Genomic DNA, 20,340 nt, shown 5'->3' with positions numbered 1-20,340 from the left:
GATGCTCACTTCCGCCGAAAGCCCTCACTGGCCAGCATGAGTTCGCGGGTATAATCTGCTTTCACCTCGCGGCGGCGCAAGGCGTCCACCGGCATGGTTTCCACCATTTTGCCCATGCGCATCACAGCGAGACGGTCACACATATGGCTGATGACGGCCAGATCATGGCTGACCATGATAAATGTCAGGCCGCGATCCTTGCGGGCCTGCTCCAGCAGATTGAGCACTTCGGCTTGAATGGATGCATCCAGCGCGGAGGTTGGCTCATCCAGCAGCAGAATTTTAGGCTCGACAATCAAAGCCCTCGCAATGGCAATGCGCTGGCGTTGACCGCCAGACAATTGATGCGAAAACCGAAACCGAAAGCCAGACCCAAGCCCCACTTCATCCAGAGCACGGGCAATGCGCTGGTCAACATCGCCAAAGCCATGGATAACCAAGGGCTCCAACAGCAGCCGATCCACCGTCTGGCGCGGATGAAGCGAGCCATAGGGGTCTTGAAACACCATTTGCACGGTGCGGTAAAAATCCTGATCGCGGCGTTTGCCCGTGTAGTCTTTGCCATCCACCGCCAAGCGGCCGGATTCAAACGCATTCAAACCTGCCACCGCCCGCAGCAGGGTCGATTTTCCAGAGCCGGACTCGCCCACCAGACCAAAGCTCTCGCCCTGTTGCACATCGAGACTGACATCATCCAGCGCCAGAAATTCATCAAAGCGCACCGACATGTTTTGAACAGACAGCACAGTGCTCATAGTGCCCACTCCGCTTTGCGCTGCAAGGTCGGCAGCGGGTGTTGATCGCCTTCAAGCCGCGGCAGACAACTGAGCAGGCCTTGCGTGTAAGGATGCTTGGCCTCGGATAATTTCGCGGCATCCAGCTCTTCCACCACCCGGCCTGCATACATCACCAACACGCGATCACAAAAGGAGGTCACCAGGCGCAAATCATGGGAGACAAAAATCAACCCCATGCCGCGCTCGCGCACCAGCCGATCGAGAATATCCAGCACTTCCAGCTGCACCGTCACATCCAGCGCAGAGGTTGGCTCATCCGCAATCAACAATTCCGGGCCGCATATCAGCATCATCGCGATCATCACGCGCTGGCCCATGCCGCCCGACACCTCATGGGGATAGAGCGTAAACACCCGCTCAGGATCATGGATTTGCACCGCCTCCAGCATGTCCAGCGTGCGTGTTTTTGCATCAAGCTTGGAAAGGCGCTCATGGGTCAACAGTGTTTCGACAATCTGGCGACCAATGGTCATCACCGGATTGAGGGAATATTTCGGATCTTGCAAAATCATCGCCATGCGTTTGCCACGTAACGCGCGCCGTTTGGACGCCGACAGGCTCAAAAGATCAGTGTCCCCAAACGTCAGTCGATCTGCTGTAATCCGTGCATGCGAGGGTGTAAGGTCCATGATGGCCCGGCCCGTTTGGGACTTGCCAGAACCGGACTCCCCCACAATGCCAAGACGCTCCTTGCCCAATGTGAAGGACACGCCGCGCACCGCCTCTACCAGCCCGGTGCGGGTGGGAAAGCTGACTTTAAGATTTTCAACCGTCAACAGCGGCGTCATTGGCCAGCCTCCTTGGGGTCCAGCGCATCGCGCAGGCCATCGCCCAGCAGGTTAAAGCCAAGGCTGACCAGCAAAATGGCAAAGCCCGGCATGGCGGCAACCCACCATTGATCAAGAATGAAACGGCGGCCATCAGCAATCATGGCACCCCATTCCGGCAAGGGCGGCTGGGCACCAAGGCCGAGAAAGCCAAGGCCCGCAGCCGTGAGAATGATGCCTGCCATATCCAGCGTGACACGCACGATCAGCGAGGACAGACAGAGCGGCATGATATGGCGCAACACGATGCGAAACGGCGAGGCCCCCATCAATTTGACCGCAGAAATATAGTCAGAATTGCGAAAGGTCATGGTTTCAGCCCGCGCAATGCGCGCGTAAGGCGGCCAAGACGTGACGGCGATGGCCAAAATGGCATTTTCAATGCCCGGACCTAACGCTGCCACCAGCGCCAAGGCCAGAACCAGTTTTGGAAAGGCCAGAAAGATATCGGTGATGCGCATCAGGACGGCATCAACCCAGCCACCCGCATAGCCAGAGACCGTGCCAACAATCAGCCCAATGGGTGCCGCAATGATGGCCACCAGCACCACCACCAGCAGCGTCAGACGCGAGCCGTAAATCAGGCGGGAATAAATGTCGCGGCCTTGATCATCGGTGCCAAGCCAAAAGCCATTTGATCCCGGCGGCAAAAGTCGTGCACCGGCCAGATCACCCTGCACCGGATTATGGGTGGCCAGAAGATTGGCAAAAATTGCGACAAACACCAGCGAGAGGATCAAGCCCAGGCCCAGCAAAGCCAGCCGATTTGCCGAAAATTGCCGCCAGATCACATAGGCGCGGCCAAGCCGTGCCTGACGGCGCGATTGCGGGCGATCAGACAACAGCCATTGACGCAAAGGGATTTTTGAGGCCGTTAAAGTCATCGGCTGCGCGTCCTCGGATCCAGGGTTTTATAAAGAACATCCGACAGAAGATTAATGCCAATGAAGACAGAACCAATGATAATGGTTCCACCCAGCACCGCATTCATATCGGCGTTCTGCAAGGAGTTGGTGATGTAAAGCCCAATGCCCGGCCACGAGAAGATTGATTCCGTCAGCACAGAGCCTTCAAGCAGGCCAGCATAGGACAAAGCAATCACCGTTAGCAGCGGCACCGCGGCATTGCGAAGCGCGTGAAACCAGATGATCCGCATCTCCGACAAGCCCTTGGCGCGGGCAGCCACAATATATTCCTGCGACAATTCAGCGATCATGAACGAGCGCGTCATGCGGCTGATGTAAGCCAAAGAGAAATAGCCGAGCAGACCGCCGGGCAAGATGATGTGGCGAAACAGATCCCACAGCACATCCCATTGCTGCTGGATCAGCGCATCCAGCAGGAAAAAGCCGGTGATGGGCGTGAAGCTATATTCATAAACCACATCCATCCGCCCCGGATAGGCAACCCATTGCAGCTTGGCGTAAAACACCAACAGTGCCAAAAGCCCGAGCCAGAAAATGGGAACCGAATACCCCACAAGACCAATCACCCGCACCAGCTGATCGGCGAGACTGCCACGCTTTACCGCCGCCAACACGCCCAATGGAATACCCACCACGGCGCCAATGATGGTGCCGACCGTGGCAAGCTCAATGGTGGCTGGAAAAAACCGGGCAATATCCGTCATCACCGGATTGGATGTCAGCACGGATGTGCCAAAATCACCCTCCAGAATGTTCTTGATGTAGAGGTAAAACTGATAATAGAGCGGCTGATCCAGCCCCATGGTGCGGCGCAATTGCTCGACTGCGGCTTGCGGTGCCCGATCGCCCAAAATCGTCAGGGCGGGATCGATCGGGATGACCCGACCGATAAAAAACGTCACCGCCAGCAGGCCGAGATAGGTCGTCAGAACGGTGACGACAAAGCCAAGCACTGCGCGAATGCGTCGGCGAGACCGAGCGCGCGCGCGCCCGGCACCACCGGTAAGGTCCACAGAAGCCAATCCGGCACCCTTTCAATCAGTCTTTCGAGACCGTATTCATGAAGTTGGAATCGAAGGTTGGACCCAGCTTGAAGCCCTGCAAATTGTTGCGATAGCCTGCAACTTCGGTCTTCTGATAGATCACCACGAATGGGCCTTCTGCCAGCACCTTCTTTTGCAGATCAACATACATCGCTTTGCGCTTGTCGGTATCGCGCTCCAGAAGGGCCGCTGCCGTTTCCTTGGTCAGCTCAGGCGCATCCCAGGCATTGCGCCAGGCCAGCGTTTTTGACTTTGGCGTGTCGGAATTGTCCGGATTGCTGGTGAAGGTTTCGGCATTGGAGTTTGGATCCCAATAATCCGAGCCCCAATCACCAATGTAGATGTCGTGGTTGCGGGCGCGGTATTTGGTCAGTACCTGCTTACCATCACCGGGGATAAGCTCCAGCTTGATACCGGCCTGGGCAAAGGTTTGCTGCATGGATTGTGCCAGACTGGTGATCGGCTCAATGGAGCGCACATCCATGGTCACGGTGAAGCCGTCTTTCAAACCGGCTTTCGCCAGCAATTCCTTGGCCTTGGCCACGTCCAGTTTGTAGGGATTGTCATCAACCGCGCCAAGAATGCCTTTGGGCAGGAAGCTTTGATGAATGGTGCCAATGCCCTTGATCAGCGTTCCGCCAATCGCATCATAATTGACCAGATATTTCAGCGCTTCGCGCACTTCCGGCTTGGCAAGATTGGGGTTTTTCTGGTTCAGGCCCAGATAGTAAACCGTGCCTTTGGGAGCCGAATCCAGCTTGATGGTCTTGGAGGTCGACATGGCGGTAATGTCGTTGGGCGAGACATTGCGCGCAACATCCACATCACCGGCTTCCAGCGCCAGCCGCTGACCGGAGCTTTCCTTCATGAATCGATAGATAACGCGGGCAACCTTGGCCTTTTCACCATAATAATTATCATTGCGCTCCAGCACAATAATTTCATTGGCCCGCCAGTCGCGCAGCTTGAAAGCGCCCGATCCGGCATAATGGGTTTTTAGCCAGGCATTGCCAAAATCGGTATCATATTTGTAATCCGCCGATGGGGTTACAGCCGCGGCGTGGCTTTCAACCAGTTTCTTGTCCACCACAGCGCCCACGGTTGCGGTGAGGCAGTTGAGCACAAAGCTGGTGGCATAGGGCTTATCAACTTTGAGCTGGAAGGTTGAGGCATCCACGGCCTTGGCATTATCAGCAACATTGTCGCCGGTCAGGCCAAATTGCTGAAGAATGAAGGCTGGATTTTTGTTGAGCTTGACAGCACGCTCAATCGAATAGGCAACATCAGATGCCGTGATCGGATTACCAGAGGCAAACTTGATGCCGGACTTGATCTTGAACGTATAGGTCAGGCCATCTTCCGAAACCGTCCAGCTTTCGGCAATGCCCGGCACCACTTCGGACGTGTTCTTGATATTCAGCTTCACCAGATTGTCGTAGGTGTTGCCGGTCACTTCGGCTGCCGAAATTTCAAAAGCCTCACCCGGATCCAGCGTGATAATGTCGTCAAAAGCCCAGGCCTCAACCACCGTGTCCTTGGGTGTGGCCGCAAACACATTGGGTGCGCTTGCCAGCATCAGGGCCATCGCCGCACTGGTGCTCAGCAGGCGGATGGAATTGCCGAATGTCATCTTCATAAGCCGGTCCCCTCGTTTACCTTGTCGTTTTTTAAAGAAAAAATCATTCGTGCCAGGCACCGCCCAGCACCCGCAGCCAGTTTTCGCGGGCGATCTTGGCAAGATCCGTTTCACTGTAGCCAGCCGCTTTAAGCGCCTTGATCAGGTTTTGATTGCCACTGGCATCGGCAATGTCGGCTGGCACCGTCGCACCATCGAAATCAGAGCCAAGTGCCACGCAATCAATCCCCATGCGCTCCACCATATAATCAATGTGGCGCACCATATCAGACAGTGGTGTTTCGGCAAAATCACGCGCATCATCGCGCAGCATGGTGACGGCATAGTTCAGCCCCACCAGACCCTTGCTCTCCTTGATCGCATCCATCTGCTTATCGGTGAGATTACGGGCCACAGGCGTCAGCGCATGGACATTGGAATGGCTGGCAATCAGAGGCTGGTCGGTGGTTTTTGCCACATCCCAAAAGCCTTTTTCGGTGATATGGGCCAGATCAATGGCAATGCCAAGTTTGTTGCAGGTCTTTATCAGCTCAAACCCCAAAGGCGTCAGCCCCGGCCCCGTATCGGGCGACATGGGATAGGCAAAGGGCACGCCATGGCCGAAAATATTATGGCGGCTCCACACCGGCCCAAGCGAGCGCAAGCCCGCAGCATACAATGTTTCCAGCGTGGCGAGATCGGCATCCAGCGCCTCGCAGCCTTCCATATGCAACACAGACGCAAAAACGCCGTCATCCATAGCCTTGCGAATGTCGCTGGTTGAGCGACACAGCCGCCAGCCACCCGCGCGCTCCAGCCGAAAGGCGATGCCCGCCATTTGCAAGGCAATATCCAATGAGCTGGCACGCGGCAGCGGCGTATCCATCGGCGTGTTGTAGTGGCCACGCGCGTCAGGCTCGGTCAGGACAAAATCATGCATGGAGGGAATGTAAATCGCGCAAAGTCCGCCCGCCAACCCGCCGGCCTTGGCGCGCGGGGCATCAATATGCCCATCGGTGGTTCCGTTGATGAACTGCTCGATCGGGTTAACACCCGCCGAATGCGCCCTCCAAAGCCGCAGAAGGACATCATTATGCCCATCAAAAACCAATTGCATGGCGAATCCTATGAAGACCTGACATTTGTCAGCAAATGGATCAAACCAATCACAAATCGCTGACAAACAAAGAAAAACCGGCTTTCAAACCGATTAGCGGGCATGGTAGAATCAAACCAAGCGATGGTTCAAGTGAAAAGAAATTGCCTCGCCACAAAATATGCAGAAAATTATTCTGCATATAGGGCGTTTCAATCGCCTTTCACAACTCAAAATAGACATGCCTTATATTTGAAGAGGCACCAAAGCGCCCCGGCTTTTGATCACCTGCGCTGAAACAAAGGCACCCCGCGTCATGGCATCCACCATGGATGCACCAGACAGGCGGGCCGCCAGAAAACCGGCATTGAAGCTATCACCCGCCGCTGTGGTATCCACCACAGTCTCCACCGGCACCGGATCAAACACCACCGAGCCTTCATCCTTTGAGAAAGCATGAACGCGACCGGGTCCATTTTTGACCACAACACAGGTGGCACCGCTCGCTTTGTAACGCTCAATCGTGGCTTGTGGCGTTTCATCACGATAATTTGGTCCATCTTCATCAAAAGACGGCAAAACGATATCAGCAACCATGGCGGCCTTGGCCACCGCATCGCACATGGTCTGCTGATCCGGCCACAGCCGAAGCCGCATATTCGGATCAAAGGCGATTGTGGTGCCGCTCGCGCGCGCGTCACGCAACACGTCAAGCAATTGCTGGCGATGTGGCTCAGACAAAATCGCAAGTGTGATGCCGGAAAACAGCACCAGATTCTGGCCCGCGACGGCCTGGCTCAAAAATGCCCGATCTTCGGCCAAAAGCTTCGCTGCCGACTCCCCGCGCCAATAACTAAAGCTGCGCTCGCCATTGGCAAGCTCAATCATGTAAAGGCCAACAGTGCGGCTTGGAATGCGGCGCACGGCCTGCGTGGCAATGCCAGCCGCCTGCATGAACGCCAGCATCGCATTGGAAATGCCATCCGTGCCAACGGCAGAGCAATAGCCGACCTGATCATCGCTTGGCAGCAATTGGCGCAAATACCAGGCCGTGTTGAAGCTATCACCAGCGAAATTACGGTTATAGGCCTCGTCCTGTCGCGGGGCCATTTCCACCATGCATTCGCCGATGGTCAAAATCTGATGTTTGCGCATGAGATACTCAATTGTTTGAAGGCGAAAAGATCACGAAAGCCAATTCCAAAACATCTATTCAAGAGCAAAATACTGGCCGTGGGTTTCACGAATACGACTGATAATCGACAAAATACCGGACAGGTGAATGCGCATATGCGCCGCCGCCGCATCACCATCGCGCGCCTTGAGGGCTGCCATGATGTGCTTATGCTCATCGATTGCGCTTTGAGCGCCAAAAGACAGGCTTAAATAGCGCACGCGGTCCATATGCGCCTTACTATCGCGGATCAAAGCCCAGGCAAACTCATGATCGGACATGATGCAAATCTGGCGATGGAACTCATCATCCAGCCCGTGGAACAACATTTTATCGCCACTGTCGATGGCGCTGATCTGCCGTGATACCAAATCATCAAGGGCGGCAATGTGGTCATCATTCAGCCGTTCAGCCGCCGCCCGCACGGTTTCCATTTCCAGGGCAGTGCGAATAAAGCGCGCCTGCAGCACCCCTTGCTCGGAAATATGGGTGACCACGGTGGCCCGCTGCGGGCGAATTTGCAAAAAACCTTGCTGGGAGAGCCGATAGAACGCATCGCGCACCGGCTGGCGCGACACACCCATCTGCTTGGCCACTTCGACCTCGGAGAGCTTTGTGCCCGGCGGCAACAGAAGCTCCACCACCTGTGCATACAGCAACTCGAAAACCTGCTCTGTCACCGAAGGGGCGCGCTGCGTATCCAGAATTCGCAAACTCACAGGTTCCACCATGAAAGCTCCATTGACTCACTTTGCATACTAACATATTAGATTGGCGACGAAATGCAATTGCCGTTTCGTGACGGCCTGACAACACATGCCAGAAAAGGCGTGTTTCGCAAGGCAGATGATCATCTTGATAGCGCCCTTTGCGCATTCTGTGAAAATGCAAAGGCGAGGAGGCCAAGGCATTGCTGCATCCCGACAGACTTTTTCCCATTGATGAAACAACCCGCAGCATTGCTCGCACCTTGTATGAGCATGTCAAATCTCTGCCAATCGTCAGCCCTCATGGCCACACCGATCCGCGCTGGTTTGCTGAAAATGCCGCTTTTCCTGACCCCGCCCAGCTTTTTGTGGTGCCGGATCATTATGTGTTTCGCATGCTGTGCTCGCAAGGCATTGATCTGACTCAGCTTGGCGTGCCTCGCATGGATGGCGGCCTGACGGAAACCGATGGTCGCAAAATCTGGAAGCTGTTTGCCTCAAACTTTCACCTGCTGCGGGCAACCCCCAGCCGCATGTGGCTGGAACATGCTTTCCACGATGTGTTTGGCATCACCAAGCGTCTCTCGTCCGCAACCGCCGATGAGACCTATGACCACATTGCCGAATGCCTGCAAAAGCCGGAGTTTCGGCCTCGCTCGCTGTTTGAGCGTTTCAACATCGAGGTGATTGCCACCACCGAAAGCCCGCTGGATGAGCTGAAATGGCATGAGATGATCCGCGCCTCCGGCTGGAGCGGCCGCGTTGTCACCGCCTACCGACCCGATTCGGTGGTTGATCCCGAATTTGAAGGCTTTGCTGAGAATATCGAAAAATTTGGGGCGCTGGCTGGCACCAATGCCACGACATGGGAGGGCTATCTTGACGCCCACCGCAATCGTCGCGCCTTTTTCAAATCCTATGGTGCCACAAGCTCCGACCATGGCCATCCAACCGCCCGCACAGAAGATCTGCCCCAAGAGCAGGCAAAGGCGCTGTTTGAAAAGGCCTTGAGCGGCAAGATTACCCCCGAAGAGGCCGATGCTTTCCGCGGCCATATGCTGACCGAAATGGCCCGCATGAGCCTGGACGACGGTTTGGTGCTGCAAATTCATCCCGGCTCCTATCGCAATCATTCCGCGGGCATCATGGCCAAGCATGGCCGCGACAAGGGCTTTGATATTCCAACTCGCACCGATTATGTGCGCGCGCTGAAACCGATGCTGGATGCCGTTGGCATGAACCCGGATCTCACCATCATTCTGTTTACGCTGGATGAAACCAGCTATTCGCGCGAACTGGCCCCGCTGGCCGGTGCCTATCCGGCGCTGAAGCTTGGTCCGGCCTGGTGGTTCTTTGACAGCCCGGAGGGCATGCGCCGGTTCCGCGAAAACACAACGGAAACTGCGGGCTTTTACAACACCGTTGGTTTCAACGATGACACACGCGCATTTTGCTCGATCCCGGCCCGCCATGACGTGGCCCGGCGGGTGGACTGCGCCTATCTTGCCAACCTCGTGGTGACGGGACGTCTGGATGAGGACGAAGCACCTGAGGTGGCAAATGATCTGGCCTACGGGCTGGCGAAGAAGGCCTACCGGCTCTGATTGAGCCTTAATTTCCAAACGGGAGGATATGGAAATGAACGTGCTGACAAACTGGGGACGATTGATGATGACCACCGTGGCGCTGGCCGCCACGCTGGCAACCGCCCATGCAGCTGACATCAAGCTGCGCTCATCGGACACTCATCCGGATGGCTATCCGACCGTGGAGGCGGTCAAGGCCATGGGCAAGATTTTGTCCGACAAGACCAATGGACGCATCAGCATTGAAGTGTTCGCATCCGCTCAGCTGGGCGAGGAAAAGGACACGATTGAACAGACGCAATACGGCGTCATCGACCTCAACCGCGTATCACTTGGGCCGTTCAACAATATTGTTGAAGAAACGCAAGTGCCATCGCTGCCTTATATTTTCCGCTCTGTCGATCACATGCACGCAGTGATGGATGGACCGATTGGTCAGGAAATTCTGGATGCTTTCAAAGCCCATGACCTGATCGGTCTTGCCTTTTACGATGGCGGCTCGCGCAGCTTCTACAACACCAAAAAGCCAATCAAATCCATTGAGGATTTGAAGGGCATGAAGTTTCGCGTCATCCAGTCCGACATGTTTGTCGATATGGTCTCGGCACTCGGTGCCAATGCAACGCCAATGGCGTATGGCGAAGTCTATTCAGCATTGCAAACCGGCGTTATCGACGGCGCTGAAAACAACTGGCCATCCTATGACAGCTCCGGCCATTATGAAGTGGCAAAATATTACACGCTTGATCAGCATTTGATCGTGCCGGAAGTGTTGGTGATGTCCAAGAAGTCCTGGGACAAGCTGACACCGGAAGATCAGGCCACCGTCAAGGAGGCCGCCAAGGCCTCTGTTTCGATCATGCGCGATCTTTGGACCAAGCAGGAAAAAGTCTCGGAAGCCAAGGTCCGTGCGGCTGGCGTGCAAGTGGTTGATACCATCGACAAGGAACCCTTCATCAAGGCAATGCAGCCGATTTACGCAAAATATATCAAGTCCGAAAAGTTGAAGGACATGGTCTCGCGTATTCAAGCCACCAAGTAACGCAACGCTCCGGCCTACGGATTTTATCCGTAGGCCATTTTCAATGGTGTCGGAGTATCTGCCTTGCAAACTCTTATGAAATCTCTTGAACCCGTGACAGGTGCGTTGGCGCGGGTCGCACTCTGGGTGGCAGGTCTTGGCCTTGTGCTGATGACAACCATCATCGCCGCGCAAGTGTTCTGGCGCTACGTGCTGGGCAGCAGCATTATATGGAGCGAGCCTTCTGCCGTGATGATCATGGGTTGGTTCATTTTCCTCGGTGCCGCCGTTGGCATCAAGGAGGGCTATCACCTGTCGTTTGACGTCTTGCTCTACGTGATTCCAGATCGCGGCAAGCTATTGCTTTACTCCCTGTCGGATCTGGCTGTCGCCGCCTTTGGTGGCGGCATGGTCTGGTATGGCTGGTCGCTGGCGGCCAATGTCGCAGATAATATCATTCCAAGCCTTGGCATTTCCGGCCTTTTTGATTTCTTGCCGGTGATTTTGGGCGGCATACTGGTCGTTTTGTTTTCTTTTGAGCGTATAGCGCGCCGCTTGGCAGGATTGCCAACCGCCCGCTTCGGTGAAGCGGTGGAGGAATAATCATGGAACTTTGGGTTCTGTTTGGAAGCTTTGTCTTCCTGTTGCTGATCGGCACGCCCGTTGCTTTCTGCCTTGGCATTTCCAGCTTTGCCACCGTGCTTTATCTCGGCCTGCCCCCCGTTGTGGTGTTTCAGCGGCTGAATTCCGGCGTGTCGGTGTTTGCGCTGATGGCCATTCCCTTCTTTATCTACGCTGGCGATTTGATGGTGCGCGGCGATATTGCCCGCAGGCTTGTAGCGCTGGCAGGCGCTTTGGTCGGCCATCTTCGCGGCGGCTTGGGTCAGGTCAATGTGCTGGCCTCGGTGATGTTTGGTGGCGTTTCCGGCTCGGCGGCCGCAGATGCATCCGCCGTTGGCGGGTTGATGGTGCCGCAGATGAAGGCGCGCGGCTATGATGTGGATTATGCCGTCAACATCACCGTAGTCGGCTCCATCATCGCCCTGATGATCCCGCCATCGCACAACATGATCATCTATTCGATCTCGGCGGGTGGGCGTATTTCCATTGCCGATCTGTTTACCGCAGGCATCATTCCCGGTCTGGTTCTGGCGCTGTCGCTGATGGTGGCTGCCTGGTTTGTGGCCAAGCGTCGCGGGTATCCCACTGAGCCGTTTCCCGGCCTGAAAGCGCTGGGCAATCTGTTTGTCTCCGCAGTACCCGGCCTGATCCTGGTGGCGATTATTTTTGGTGGCGTTCGCTCTGGCGTTTTCACCGCCTCCGAGTCCTCAAACATCGCCGTGGTCTATGCTCTGGCCATCACGTTTTTCGTCTATCGCACTTTGAGCTGGCACGATTTTCTGGAAGCCACCAAAGGTGCCGTGCGCACCACAGCCATGGTGCTGATGGTGATTGGCTGCGCATCATCCTTTGGCTGGCTTTTGGCCTATACCCGCGTTCCGGCCTCCATGGTGGCTTTGCTGAAAGGCGTCTCCGACAATCCAATCATCATTCTGCTGTTGCTGAATGTGGTTTTGCTGATCCTTGGCACATTCATGGATATGTCGCCGCTGATCGTGATCACCACGCCAATCTTCCTGCCTGTGGCAACAGCCTTCGGCGTCGATCCGGTGCATTTTGGTGTGATCCTTATTCTCAACCTAGGCATTGGGCTTTGCACACCGCCGGTGGGGGCCGTGCTATTTGTTGGCTGCGCCGTTGGTAAGATACCGATTACCCATGCCATGCGCACCATCTGGCCGTTTTATGGTGCGGCTTTCGCCACCTTGATGCTGGTAACCTACATTCCTGCATTGTCCTTGTGGCTGCCAAAACTGTTTCATTAGGAGTGACAATGACCAATCCGTTCGTCAAAACATTTCCTGCCGTGGATGCGGGCAACCATGTCACCCGGCAGGTGTTGTCCGATAGTCCGGAGTTGATGGTGGTCAGCTTCACCTTTGCTGAAGGTGGAGTGGGTTCTCGCCATAATCATCCCCACATTCAGTCTACCTATGTGCAATCGGGACGGTTTGAGTTTTTCATCGGTGACGACACGTTTGAGGTCGGCCCTGGTGACAGTTTTGTCATTCCCTCTCTCGCTTTCCACGGCTGCCGGGTTCTGGAACCCGGCGTCTTGATTGATACCTTCACGCCTCGGCGTGATGACTTTCTCTAATTTTTAAGGAGTGCTCCAATGCTCAGCGTTGAAACCCGCCACGCCATTCACCCGGAAACGGCCAAGACATTCGACACCACCAATTTGCGCAAGCACTTTCATGTTGGTGATATTTTCAAAGATGGCGAGATCAAGCTAATCTACACCCATTATGATCGCATGATTGTGGGTGGTGCGGTGCCCGCAGGCAACACGCTGGTTTTGGACCACGTGAAGGAATGCGGTACCGCCTCCATTCTGGATCGGCGCGAGCTGGTGGTGGTCAATATTGGCGGTGAAGGCACCGTGGAAGCAGACGCGACTTACGCAATGGGCAAGGGTGACATGCTTTATCTGGGCATGGGTGCCGGCAAAATCACCTTCTCAGGCGCTGGCCGTTTTTATATTCTCTCTGCTCCGGCCCACCACACCTATCCGTCGCGGCTGATCAAGATCGAAGAGGCGGCCAATGTCACCCTTGGCTCCCAGGCCACCTCGAATGAGCGCACCATCTACCAGTTTGTCCACCCGGATGTGATGAAGGCCTGCCAGCTTGTCGTCGGCATGACCAAGCTTGCCCCCGGATCAGTCTGGAACACCATGCCCGCCCATGTGCATGACCGGCGCATGGAAGCCTATCTTTATTTCGACCTGCCGGAAGGCCAGCGCGCCTTTCACATGATGGGTGAACCGGACGAGACCCGCCATCTGGTGCTGAAAAACGAAGAAGGCGCGATTTCGCCGCCATGGTCGATCCATTCGGGTGCAGGCACCGCCAATTACACCTTCATCTGGGCCATGGCTGGCGACAATGTCGATTACAAGGACGTGGAAATGGTGTCGATGGAGACGCTGAAGTGAGCGATCTGTTTTCATTAAATGGCAAAACCGCGCTGGTGACCGGTTCCAACACCGGCATTGGCCAGGCGATTGCCATTTCACTTGCCAAGGCCGGTGCCAGCGTCATTTGCGCTGGCCGCTCCTCCGTAGACGAGACCATTGCCTTGATCACCAAGGCTGGCGGCAAGGCCACCGGCCTTGCGCTTGACCTCTCCGACCCCATGGCCGGAAAGGGTATCTTTGATCATCTCGGCCCGGTTGATATTCTGGTCAACAATGCAGGCATTATCCGCCGCAATGATGCTGTGGATTTTACCGAGGAAGACTGGGATGCAGTGATGGATGTGAACCTGAAAGCGGTTTTCTTCCTCACCCAGGCTTTTGCCAAGGCGGTGTTTGCCCGCAATGGCACCGGCAAGGTGGTCAATATCGCCTCCATGCTGTCGTTTCAGGGCGGTATTCGCGTGCCATCCTACACCGCATCCAAAAGCGGTGTTGCGGGTCTGACCAAGCTGCTGGCCAATGAATGGGCGGCCAAGGGCATCAACGTCAATGCCATTGCACCCGGCTATATCGAGACCAACAACACAGAAGCGCTGCGCAATGATGCCGCCCGCAACAAGTCCATTCTGGAGCGCATTCCCGCCGGTCGCTGGGGTGATGCCGAAGACATTGGCGGGGCTGCGGTGTTTCTTGCATCCCCTGCTGCCAAATATATCCATGGTGCGATTTTGAATGTTGATGGAGGCTGGCTTGCCCGCTAATTCCCCCCGCCTCACCCGCCCCAACAGTAAAAGACCCGAAACCGGGATTATCCATCTGGGTCTCGGTGCCTTTTACCGCGCCCATGGAGCTGTCTACATTGAAGAAGCCATGCAAAAATCCGGTGGCGATTGGGGCATTATCGGCGTCAGCCTGATGCGGCCCGATCAGCGCGATGCGCTGGCCCCGCAGGATTTTGCCTATACCCCTGTTGAACTTGGCCCCGAGGGTGAAACCGCCCGCGTGATTGGCGTGCTGAACGGCGTGCTGGTGGCGCGTGAAAATCCGGCGGCCGTTCTGGACGCTATGAGTGCTGAGTCGGTGAAAATCGTCAGCCTGACAGTGACCGAAAAGGGCTATTGCCACGAACCCTCCAGCGGCAAGCTCAACCAGAGTCACCCGGATATTGTTCATGATCTGGCAAACCCGGAAAAGCCAACATCCGCCATCGGCTTTCTGGTGCAGGCGCTGGAAAAGCGCCGAACCGCAGGGCTTCGCCCCTTCACCGTGCTGTGCTGCGATAACCTGCCGGAAAACGGCAAGGTGGTGCGCGGCGTGGTGCTGGAATTTGCAGGCCTGATTTCTGCTGAGTTGAGAGACTGGATTGCCGCAGAAGGCGCTTTCCCCTCCACCATGGTGGATCGCATTGTGCCCGCCACCAAGCCAGAGGATATTACAACCCTCACCGCAAAAACCGGCACCTATGACGCATCCCCCGTGATGCACGAGCCTTTCCGCCAATGGGTTGTGGAAGATGTGTTCGTCGATGGGGCGCGGCCCGATCTGGGCGCGGTTGGCGTGCAATTGGTCGAGAATGTCACGCCGTTTGAGCATATGAAGCTGCGCTGCCTCAACGGCACCCATTCATCGCTGGCCTATCTCGGCTATCTTGCTGGGCATGAAACCATTTCGGACACTGTGGCTGACCCGGTTTTTGCGACCTTCTGCAAAGCGCTGTGGAACACTGAAATCACACCCGGCCTGCATGCGCCAAAGGGCGTGAGCCTTGCCGATTATACCTCTGCCCTGTTTGCGCGCTATTCCAACCCGGCCATTCGCCATCGCACTTGGCAGATTGCCATGGATGGCTCACAAAAACTGCCGCAGCGTATTTTAGGCACGATTACTGAGAACCTCGCTGCCAACCGTTCCATCAAGGGCCTTGCCTTGGCCGTGGCTGCATGGATGCGCTACGTGGGCGGTGTTGATGAAAAGGGCGAGGCCATTGATGTGCGCGATCCGCTGGCAGCGCGGCTGAAAACTTTAAGTGATGCAGCGGCAAGCTCGAAAGAAAAGGTCACGGCACTGCTCTCGGTTCGTGAGATTTTCCCGGCAACATTGGCGGAAAACCCGACATTTACATCCGCTTTGATGGAAAGCTATGAAAGCCTTGCCACCAAGGGCGCAAGAAAGACGATAGAGGAATTGCAAGCATGAAAGAGAGCTGGCGCTGGTATGGCCCGTTCGACAAGATCGCGCTGAGCGAAATTGCTCAGACGGGCGCAAGCGGCATTGTCAACGCGCTGCATGAAGTGCCCTATGGCGAAATCTGGCAGAGCGATGCCATTGCCGCCCGCCGGGATGAAATTGCAGGAACCAATCTCGATCTGACATGGAATGTGGTGGAAAGCCTGCCGATTCATGAAAACATCAAGCGCGGCGAAGGCGATCTGGATCAGTTGTTTGCCAATTATCGCCAGTCGATGAAGAACCTGGCAGACAATGGCATTCACACCATCTGCTACAATTTCATGCCGCTGCTGGATTGGACCCGCACCCATCTTTATGCCCCCGTCCATCGCGGCGGCACGGCTTTGCGATTTTCATCGCCGCATATGGCGGCGTTTGAAATCCACATGCTGGAGCGCGAAGGGGCGGAGGCCGATTACAGCGAAGAGGTGCGCGCGCGAGCCAAAATCTGGTTTGATGCATCGACTGAAGACGACCGCCAGACCTTGCTCAACAGCATTATGTCGGGACTGCCGGGTGCGTTTGATCGCTATGATATCAACGGTTTGCGCGAAGCGCTGAAGCGCTACAAAGGTATTGGCCGCGCGGAGATTCGGGCAAACTATGCGCGTTTTCTGGCAGAGGTTATTCCTACCGCCGAAGAGCTTGGCATGCGCTTTTGCGTACACCCGGATGATCCGCCACGCGATATTCTGGGCCTGCCGCGCATCGTGTCCAGCGAAGACGATATTGCATGGATCATGGCGCAACAGGACAGCCGCGCCAATGGCTTGACGCTCTGCTCAGGTTCACTTGGGGCCAACCCTGTCAATGATGTGCCTGCCATTGCAAGGCGGTTTGCGGATCGCATCCACTTTGCCCATTTGCGCAATGTGGCCAAAGAGCCGGATGGCTCCTTCCAGGAAGCCGCCCATCTGGATGGCGACACCGATATGGTGGCGCTGATTGCAGCACTGGTGGCGGAAGAAGCGCGCCGCAAGGCCGAAGGCCGTGCAGATTGGGAAATTCCCTTCCGCCCAGACCATGGGCACGAACTGCTCTCGGATATCGGCAGTGGCACAGTTGTCGGCTATCCGCTGATTGGCCGTTTGCGCGGCTTGGCAGAATTGCGCGGCGTGATCCGCGCCCTTGAACATGGAAATGTAACCTATGGCTGACATTGCCCGCACCGTGCTGCTGCACCCCGATGATAATGTTGCAATTCTCACCAATCCGGTGAAGGCGGGGGAGCAGCCGCTCGGCTTTGGTGCAGCGCTTGATCATCCTGTGGCGCGCGGCCACAAGATTGCCAAAACCGATATTGCTGAAGGCGGCAATATCACCAAATTCGGTCAGGTGATTGGCTATGCCAGTCGCCCGATCAAGGCGGGGGAGCATGTCCATACCGACAATTGCGCCTTTGGAGCCCATGATCAACACTATGAGATCGGCGCGGATTACCCAAAGGCGCTAGCCGCCATTCCCAAAGTTGAAACCCCAACTTTCATGGGCTATCGCCGCGCCAATGGGCAGGCGGGCACGCGCAATTTCATTGCCATCTGTGCCACGGTGAACTGTTCCGCCACGGTGATCCGTCGGGCTGCCGACGAGATCAATCGTTCTGGTATTCTGGCCGATTATCCCAATATCGACGGCGTCGCCGCCTTTGCCCACGGCACCGGCTGTGGCATGGACGGCGGCGGCGAAGGGGCGGATCTTTTGCAGCGCGTGCTGTGGGGCTATGCCACCCACCCCAATGTCGGGGCAGCCGTTTTCGTGGGCCTTGGCTGCGAAGTGATGCAATTGGGGCGGATGAAAATGCTCTATGGCGGAGCCGATGACAGCCGCTTCTTTGGCCTCACCATTCAAGACAGCGGCGGCACAGCCGCCACCATTCGCCAGCTTGTGGATCATATCAAAAGCATTCTGCCCACCGTGAATGCCGTGCAGAGAGAACCCATCCCGGCCTCAGAGCTGAAACTGGCGTTGCAATGCGGCGGCTCCGATGGCTTTTCCGGCATCACCGCCAATCCCGCACTCGGCGTGGCCTCTGACCTGCTGGTCGGCATGGGCGGCACGGTTATTCTCTCGGAAACACCGGAAATCTATGGCGCAGAACAATTGTTGTTGCGCCGTGCGGCATCAAGTGAGATCGGCGAAAAGCTGATAGAGCGTATCCGCTGGTGGGAAGACTACACAAAAATGAACCGCGGCTCGATGGACAACAACCCCAGCCCCGGCAACAAACTGGGCGGGCTGACCACGATTTTGGAAAAATCGCTGGGTGCATCGGCCAAGGCGGGCAGCACCCCCCTCACCGGCGTGCTGAACTATGCCGAGCGCATCGACATCCCAGGCTTTATCTTCATGGACACCCCCGGCTATGATCCCGTCTCGGCCACTGGCCAGATTGCGGGCGGCGCGCAAATGCTGGTGTTCACCACCGGTCGCGGCTCAGCCTTTGGCTCCAAGCCCACCCCCACCATCAAGCTTGCCACCAACAGCAAACTGTTCGAAGACATGCCCGACGACATGGACCTCAACTGCGGTGATATCATCAGCGCCGGGGTTTCTATTGAGCAAAAGGGACGAGAGATTTTGGATCTCGTGTTGGCCTCAGCATCAGGCCAAAAGACCAAGTCAGAGATTTTGGGCTTGGGCGACAATGAATTCGTGCCATGGCAGGTTGGGGCAGTTATGTAAGCAACACCCCCTGCATCATGGCTGATCCAGGGGGGATGTTATGTTGATCAATGGCCAGACGAAGGCTGGTCTTTGTGGTTGCGCAGAGAGAAAAACACGACGAAGGTCAGCACAAACAGCAGGGCTGACGTTGTTGTCAGCACCACTCCATGCGCACTGGAAAAGGCAGCACGCGCCGTCTCTGCAATGGCTTCGCCACGCTCCCCACCAATCTGGCGGGCAATATGCATTGCTTCACCGATTGAATGCGAGGCCACCGCTTCGGCACCACTCAAAGACAGGCCGAACGATGATTGATAATGCGATGTCAGCAAGACACCGAAAAAGGTGATGCCCAATCCCGCGCCCAGCTCATAACCAGTCGATTCAAGCGCGCCCGCCGAGCCGCCTTTGCTGGCATCAACCGCGCCCATAATGGCGACCGACGACGCCAAAAGACTGACACCCATCGAAAATCCGAACACGGCGAGCAGCACTTCGATCAGGATAACATCCTGACGCAAATCCAGCATCGCGATTCCGAATAACGAAATGGATGCGCCCAAAAGCCCTGTCACTGCCAAAGGACGAAGGCCAAATCGACCACTCAGCTTGCCAGCGATTGGCCCGGAAAGAGCAGACGCAATCACCAGAGGCATCATGAACAAACCGGCACTCAGGGGGCTGAAACCGGCGACATATTGCAATTCCTGCGCCAAAATCAGCTCAAAGCCGGAAAACGCGCCTGACGCCACAAACGCCATGAGCAAACCAACGGCAACAGCCGGATTGGTGAACAGGCTTAGGTCCAGCATCGGCTGACTGGATATCACTTGTAGACGACCAAACCAGGTCAGTAAGCCAACACCAACAATAAACAGCAGCACCATCATCATCGTCGATGAATCGACCTTAACGGCCGACTTGATCGCGTAAACAGTCGCCAGAAGACCTGCAATCAGCAAAATAGCCTGACTGATTTTCCACGGCGCTTTCGACTGCGGCACAATCCTTGGCAAAACAAAATAGGCCATTGGCAAGACGACTGCCATGATGGGTACGTTGATCAAAAAGACCGAACCCCACCAGAAATGCTCCAGCAAAAAGCCACCCGCAAGCGGGCCGATGGCAGCTCCTGCGGAACCAACCACGGTCCACAAACCCAGTGCAAATGCGCGCTCCTGCGGGTCTTCAAAGGTCTGGCGGATCAAAGCCAAAACGCAGGGCATGACCATTGCCGCCCCAATCGCCAGCAGCACACGCGCGGCAATCAGCATAGGCGCACTGATGGAAAAAGCAGCCAATACAGACGCGATCGTGAAGACAACCAGGCCAATCAACATCAAACGCCGATAGCCCATCCGATCACCCAAAGTGCCCATTGGCACAAGCAAGCCAGCCATGATCAGCGGATAAATATCGATAATCCAGAGCACTTCCGTTGATGATGCTCCAAGGGCTTCCGTCAATGACGGCACAGCAATATGCAAAATCGTCATATCAACGATAATCGGCACGAAGGCCAGAATAACAGCTGTCAGAATGAGCCACCTGTTTAGCGCGGGCATTGCACTCTCCAATTCACATGGTTTACATCCACTTCGAGACGCTATATATA

General features: G+C 55.9%; 19 protein-coding genes. 10 read left to right on the top strand and 9 right to left on the bottom strand.

Going from position 1 to position 20,340, the window contains the following annotated elements:
- Positions 1–5: 5 nt before the first annotated feature.
- The 8 genes from BJF95_RS02235 to BJF95_RS02200 all read right to left on the bottom strand — a co-directional run bounded on the left by BJF95_RS02235 (position 6) and on the right by BJF95_RS02200 (position 8,209).
- Positions 6–755, bottom strand: a complete 750-nt coding sequence (locus BJF95_RS02235; RefSeq protein WP_075637815.1) for an ABC transporter ATP-binding protein — start codon at positions 753–755, stop codon at positions 6–8.
- The gene (locus BJF95_RS02230; protein WP_075637814.1) at positions 752–1,585 is read right to left on the bottom strand and encodes an ABC transporter ATP-binding protein; all 834 of its coding nucleotides are present in this window, start codon (positions 1,583–1,585) and stop codon (positions 752–754) included. Before BJF95_RS02230 ends, BJF95_RS02235 begins: the two co-directional genes overlap by 4 nt.
- Positions 1,582–2,508, bottom strand: a complete 927-nt coding sequence (gene nikC / locus BJF95_RS02225; RefSeq protein WP_075637813.1) for a nickel transporter permease — start codon at positions 2,506–2,508, stop codon at positions 1,582–1,584. The genes BJF95_RS02230 and nikC overlap by 4 nt, the downstream gene beginning before the upstream one ends.
- Entirely contained in the window at positions 2,505–3,572 is a 1,068-nt protein-coding gene (locus BJF95_RS02220) for an ABC transporter permease (protein ID WP_075637812.1), read from the bottom strand. The genes nikC and BJF95_RS02220 overlap by 4 nt, the downstream gene beginning before the upstream one ends.
- A 16-nt stretch (positions 3,573–3,588) precedes the next feature.
- Entirely contained in the window at positions 3,589–5,229 is a 1,641-nt protein-coding gene (locus tag BJF95_RS02215) for an ABC transporter substrate-binding protein (protein ID WP_075637811.1), read from the bottom strand.
- A gap of 43 nt (positions 5,230–5,272) precedes the next feature.
- Positions 5,273–6,325 (bottom strand): dipeptidase, encoded by a 1,053-nt coding sequence (locus BJF95_RS02210; RefSeq protein ID WP_075637810.1) that lies wholly within the window; start codon positions 6,323–6,325, stop codon positions 5,273–5,275.
- A 225-nt stretch (positions 6,326–6,550) separates the two neighbouring features.
- The gene (locus BJF95_RS02205) at positions 6,551–7,459 is read right to left on the bottom strand and encodes a sugar kinase (protein ID WP_075637809.1); all 909 of its coding nucleotides are present in this window, start codon (positions 7,457–7,459) and stop codon (positions 6,551–6,553) included.
- Positions 7,460–7,513: 54 nt separating this feature from the next.
- Complete coding sequence (locus tag BJF95_RS02200; protein WP_075637808.1) at positions 7,514–8,209, bottom strand: GntR family transcriptional regulator; 696 nt, start codon at positions 8,207–8,209, stop codon at positions 7,514–7,516.
- A gap of 179 nt (positions 8,210–8,388) precedes the next feature.
- On the opposite strand from BJF95_RS02200, the gene uxaC reads away from it, so the two are divergent.
- From uxaC to BJF95_RS02150, 10 genes are all read left to right on the top strand, one after another.
- A complete protein-coding gene (gene uxaC / locus BJF95_RS02195) occupies positions 8,389–9,789 on the top strand; it encodes a glucuronate isomerase (RefSeq protein WP_075637807.1) in 1,401 nt (466 codons plus the stop codon).
- A gap of 64 nt (positions 9,790–9,853) precedes the next feature.
- Complete coding sequence (locus BJF95_RS02190) at positions 9,854–10,813, top strand: TRAP transporter substrate-binding protein (protein ID WP_075637931.1); 960 nt, start codon at positions 9,854–9,856, stop codon at positions 10,811–10,813.
- 75 nt (positions 10,814–10,888) lie between these two features.
- Entirely contained in the window at positions 10,889–11,395 is a 507-nt protein-coding gene (locus BJF95_RS02185) for a TRAP transporter small permease (protein ID WP_139317376.1), read from the top strand.
- A gap of 2 nt (positions 11,396–11,397) precedes the next feature.
- Entirely contained in the window at positions 11,398–12,678 is a 1,281-nt protein-coding gene (locus BJF95_RS02180) for a TRAP transporter large permease (RefSeq protein WP_075637805.1), read from the top strand.
- Positions 12,679–12,686: 8 nt separating this feature from the next.
- Entirely contained in the window at positions 12,687–13,010 is a 324-nt protein-coding gene (locus tag BJF95_RS02175) for a cupin domain-containing protein (protein WP_075637804.1), read from the top strand.
- Positions 13,011–13,028: 18 nt separating this feature from the next.
- Positions 13,029–13,850: a 5-dehydro-4-deoxy-D-glucuronate isomerase gene (gene kduI / locus BJF95_RS02170; protein ID WP_075637803.1), complete on the top strand. Its 822-nt coding sequence runs from the start codon at positions 13,029–13,031 to the stop codon at positions 13,848–13,850.
- Positions 13,847–14,593, top strand: a complete 747-nt coding sequence (kduD, locus tag BJF95_RS02165; RefSeq protein WP_075637802.1) for a 2-dehydro-3-deoxy-D-gluconate 5-dehydrogenase KduD — start codon at positions 13,847–13,849, stop codon at positions 14,591–14,593. The genes kduI and kduD overlap by 4 nt, the downstream gene beginning before the upstream one ends.
- Positions 14,571–16,028, top strand: a complete 1,458-nt coding sequence (locus tag BJF95_RS02160; RefSeq protein WP_075637930.1) for a mannitol dehydrogenase family protein — start codon at positions 14,571–14,573, stop codon at positions 16,026–16,028. The genes kduD and BJF95_RS02160 overlap by 23 nt, the downstream gene beginning before the upstream one ends.
- Entirely contained in the window at positions 16,025–17,218 is a 1,194-nt protein-coding gene (uxuA, locus tag BJF95_RS02155; RefSeq protein ID WP_075637801.1) for a mannonate dehydratase, read from the top strand. Before BJF95_RS02160 ends, uxuA begins: the two co-directional genes overlap by 4 nt.
- Positions 17,211–18,743 (top strand): UxaA family hydrolase, encoded by a 1,533-nt coding sequence (locus tag BJF95_RS02150; RefSeq protein ID WP_075637800.1) that lies wholly within the window; start codon positions 17,211–17,213, stop codon positions 18,741–18,743. Before uxuA ends, BJF95_RS02150 begins: the two co-directional genes overlap by 8 nt.
- A gap of 47 nt (positions 18,744–18,790) precedes the next feature.
- Here BJF95_RS02150 and BJF95_RS02145 read toward each other — a convergent pair whose 3' ends face one another.
- On the bottom strand, positions 18,791–20,290 hold the full coding sequence (locus BJF95_RS02145) for an MFS transporter (RefSeq protein ID WP_075637799.1): 1,500 nt from the start codon (positions 20,288–20,290) through the stop codon (positions 18,791–18,793).
- Positions 20,291–20,340 lie beyond the last annotated feature (50 nt).

The sequence above is a fragment of the Rhizobium oryziradicis genome (assembly GCF_001939045.1).
Lineage (GTDB): Bacteria > Pseudomonadota > Alphaproteobacteria > Rhizobiales > Rhizobiaceae > Allorhizobium > Allorhizobium oryziradicis.
This window is presented reverse-complemented; position numbering and strand designations above follow the sequence as displayed.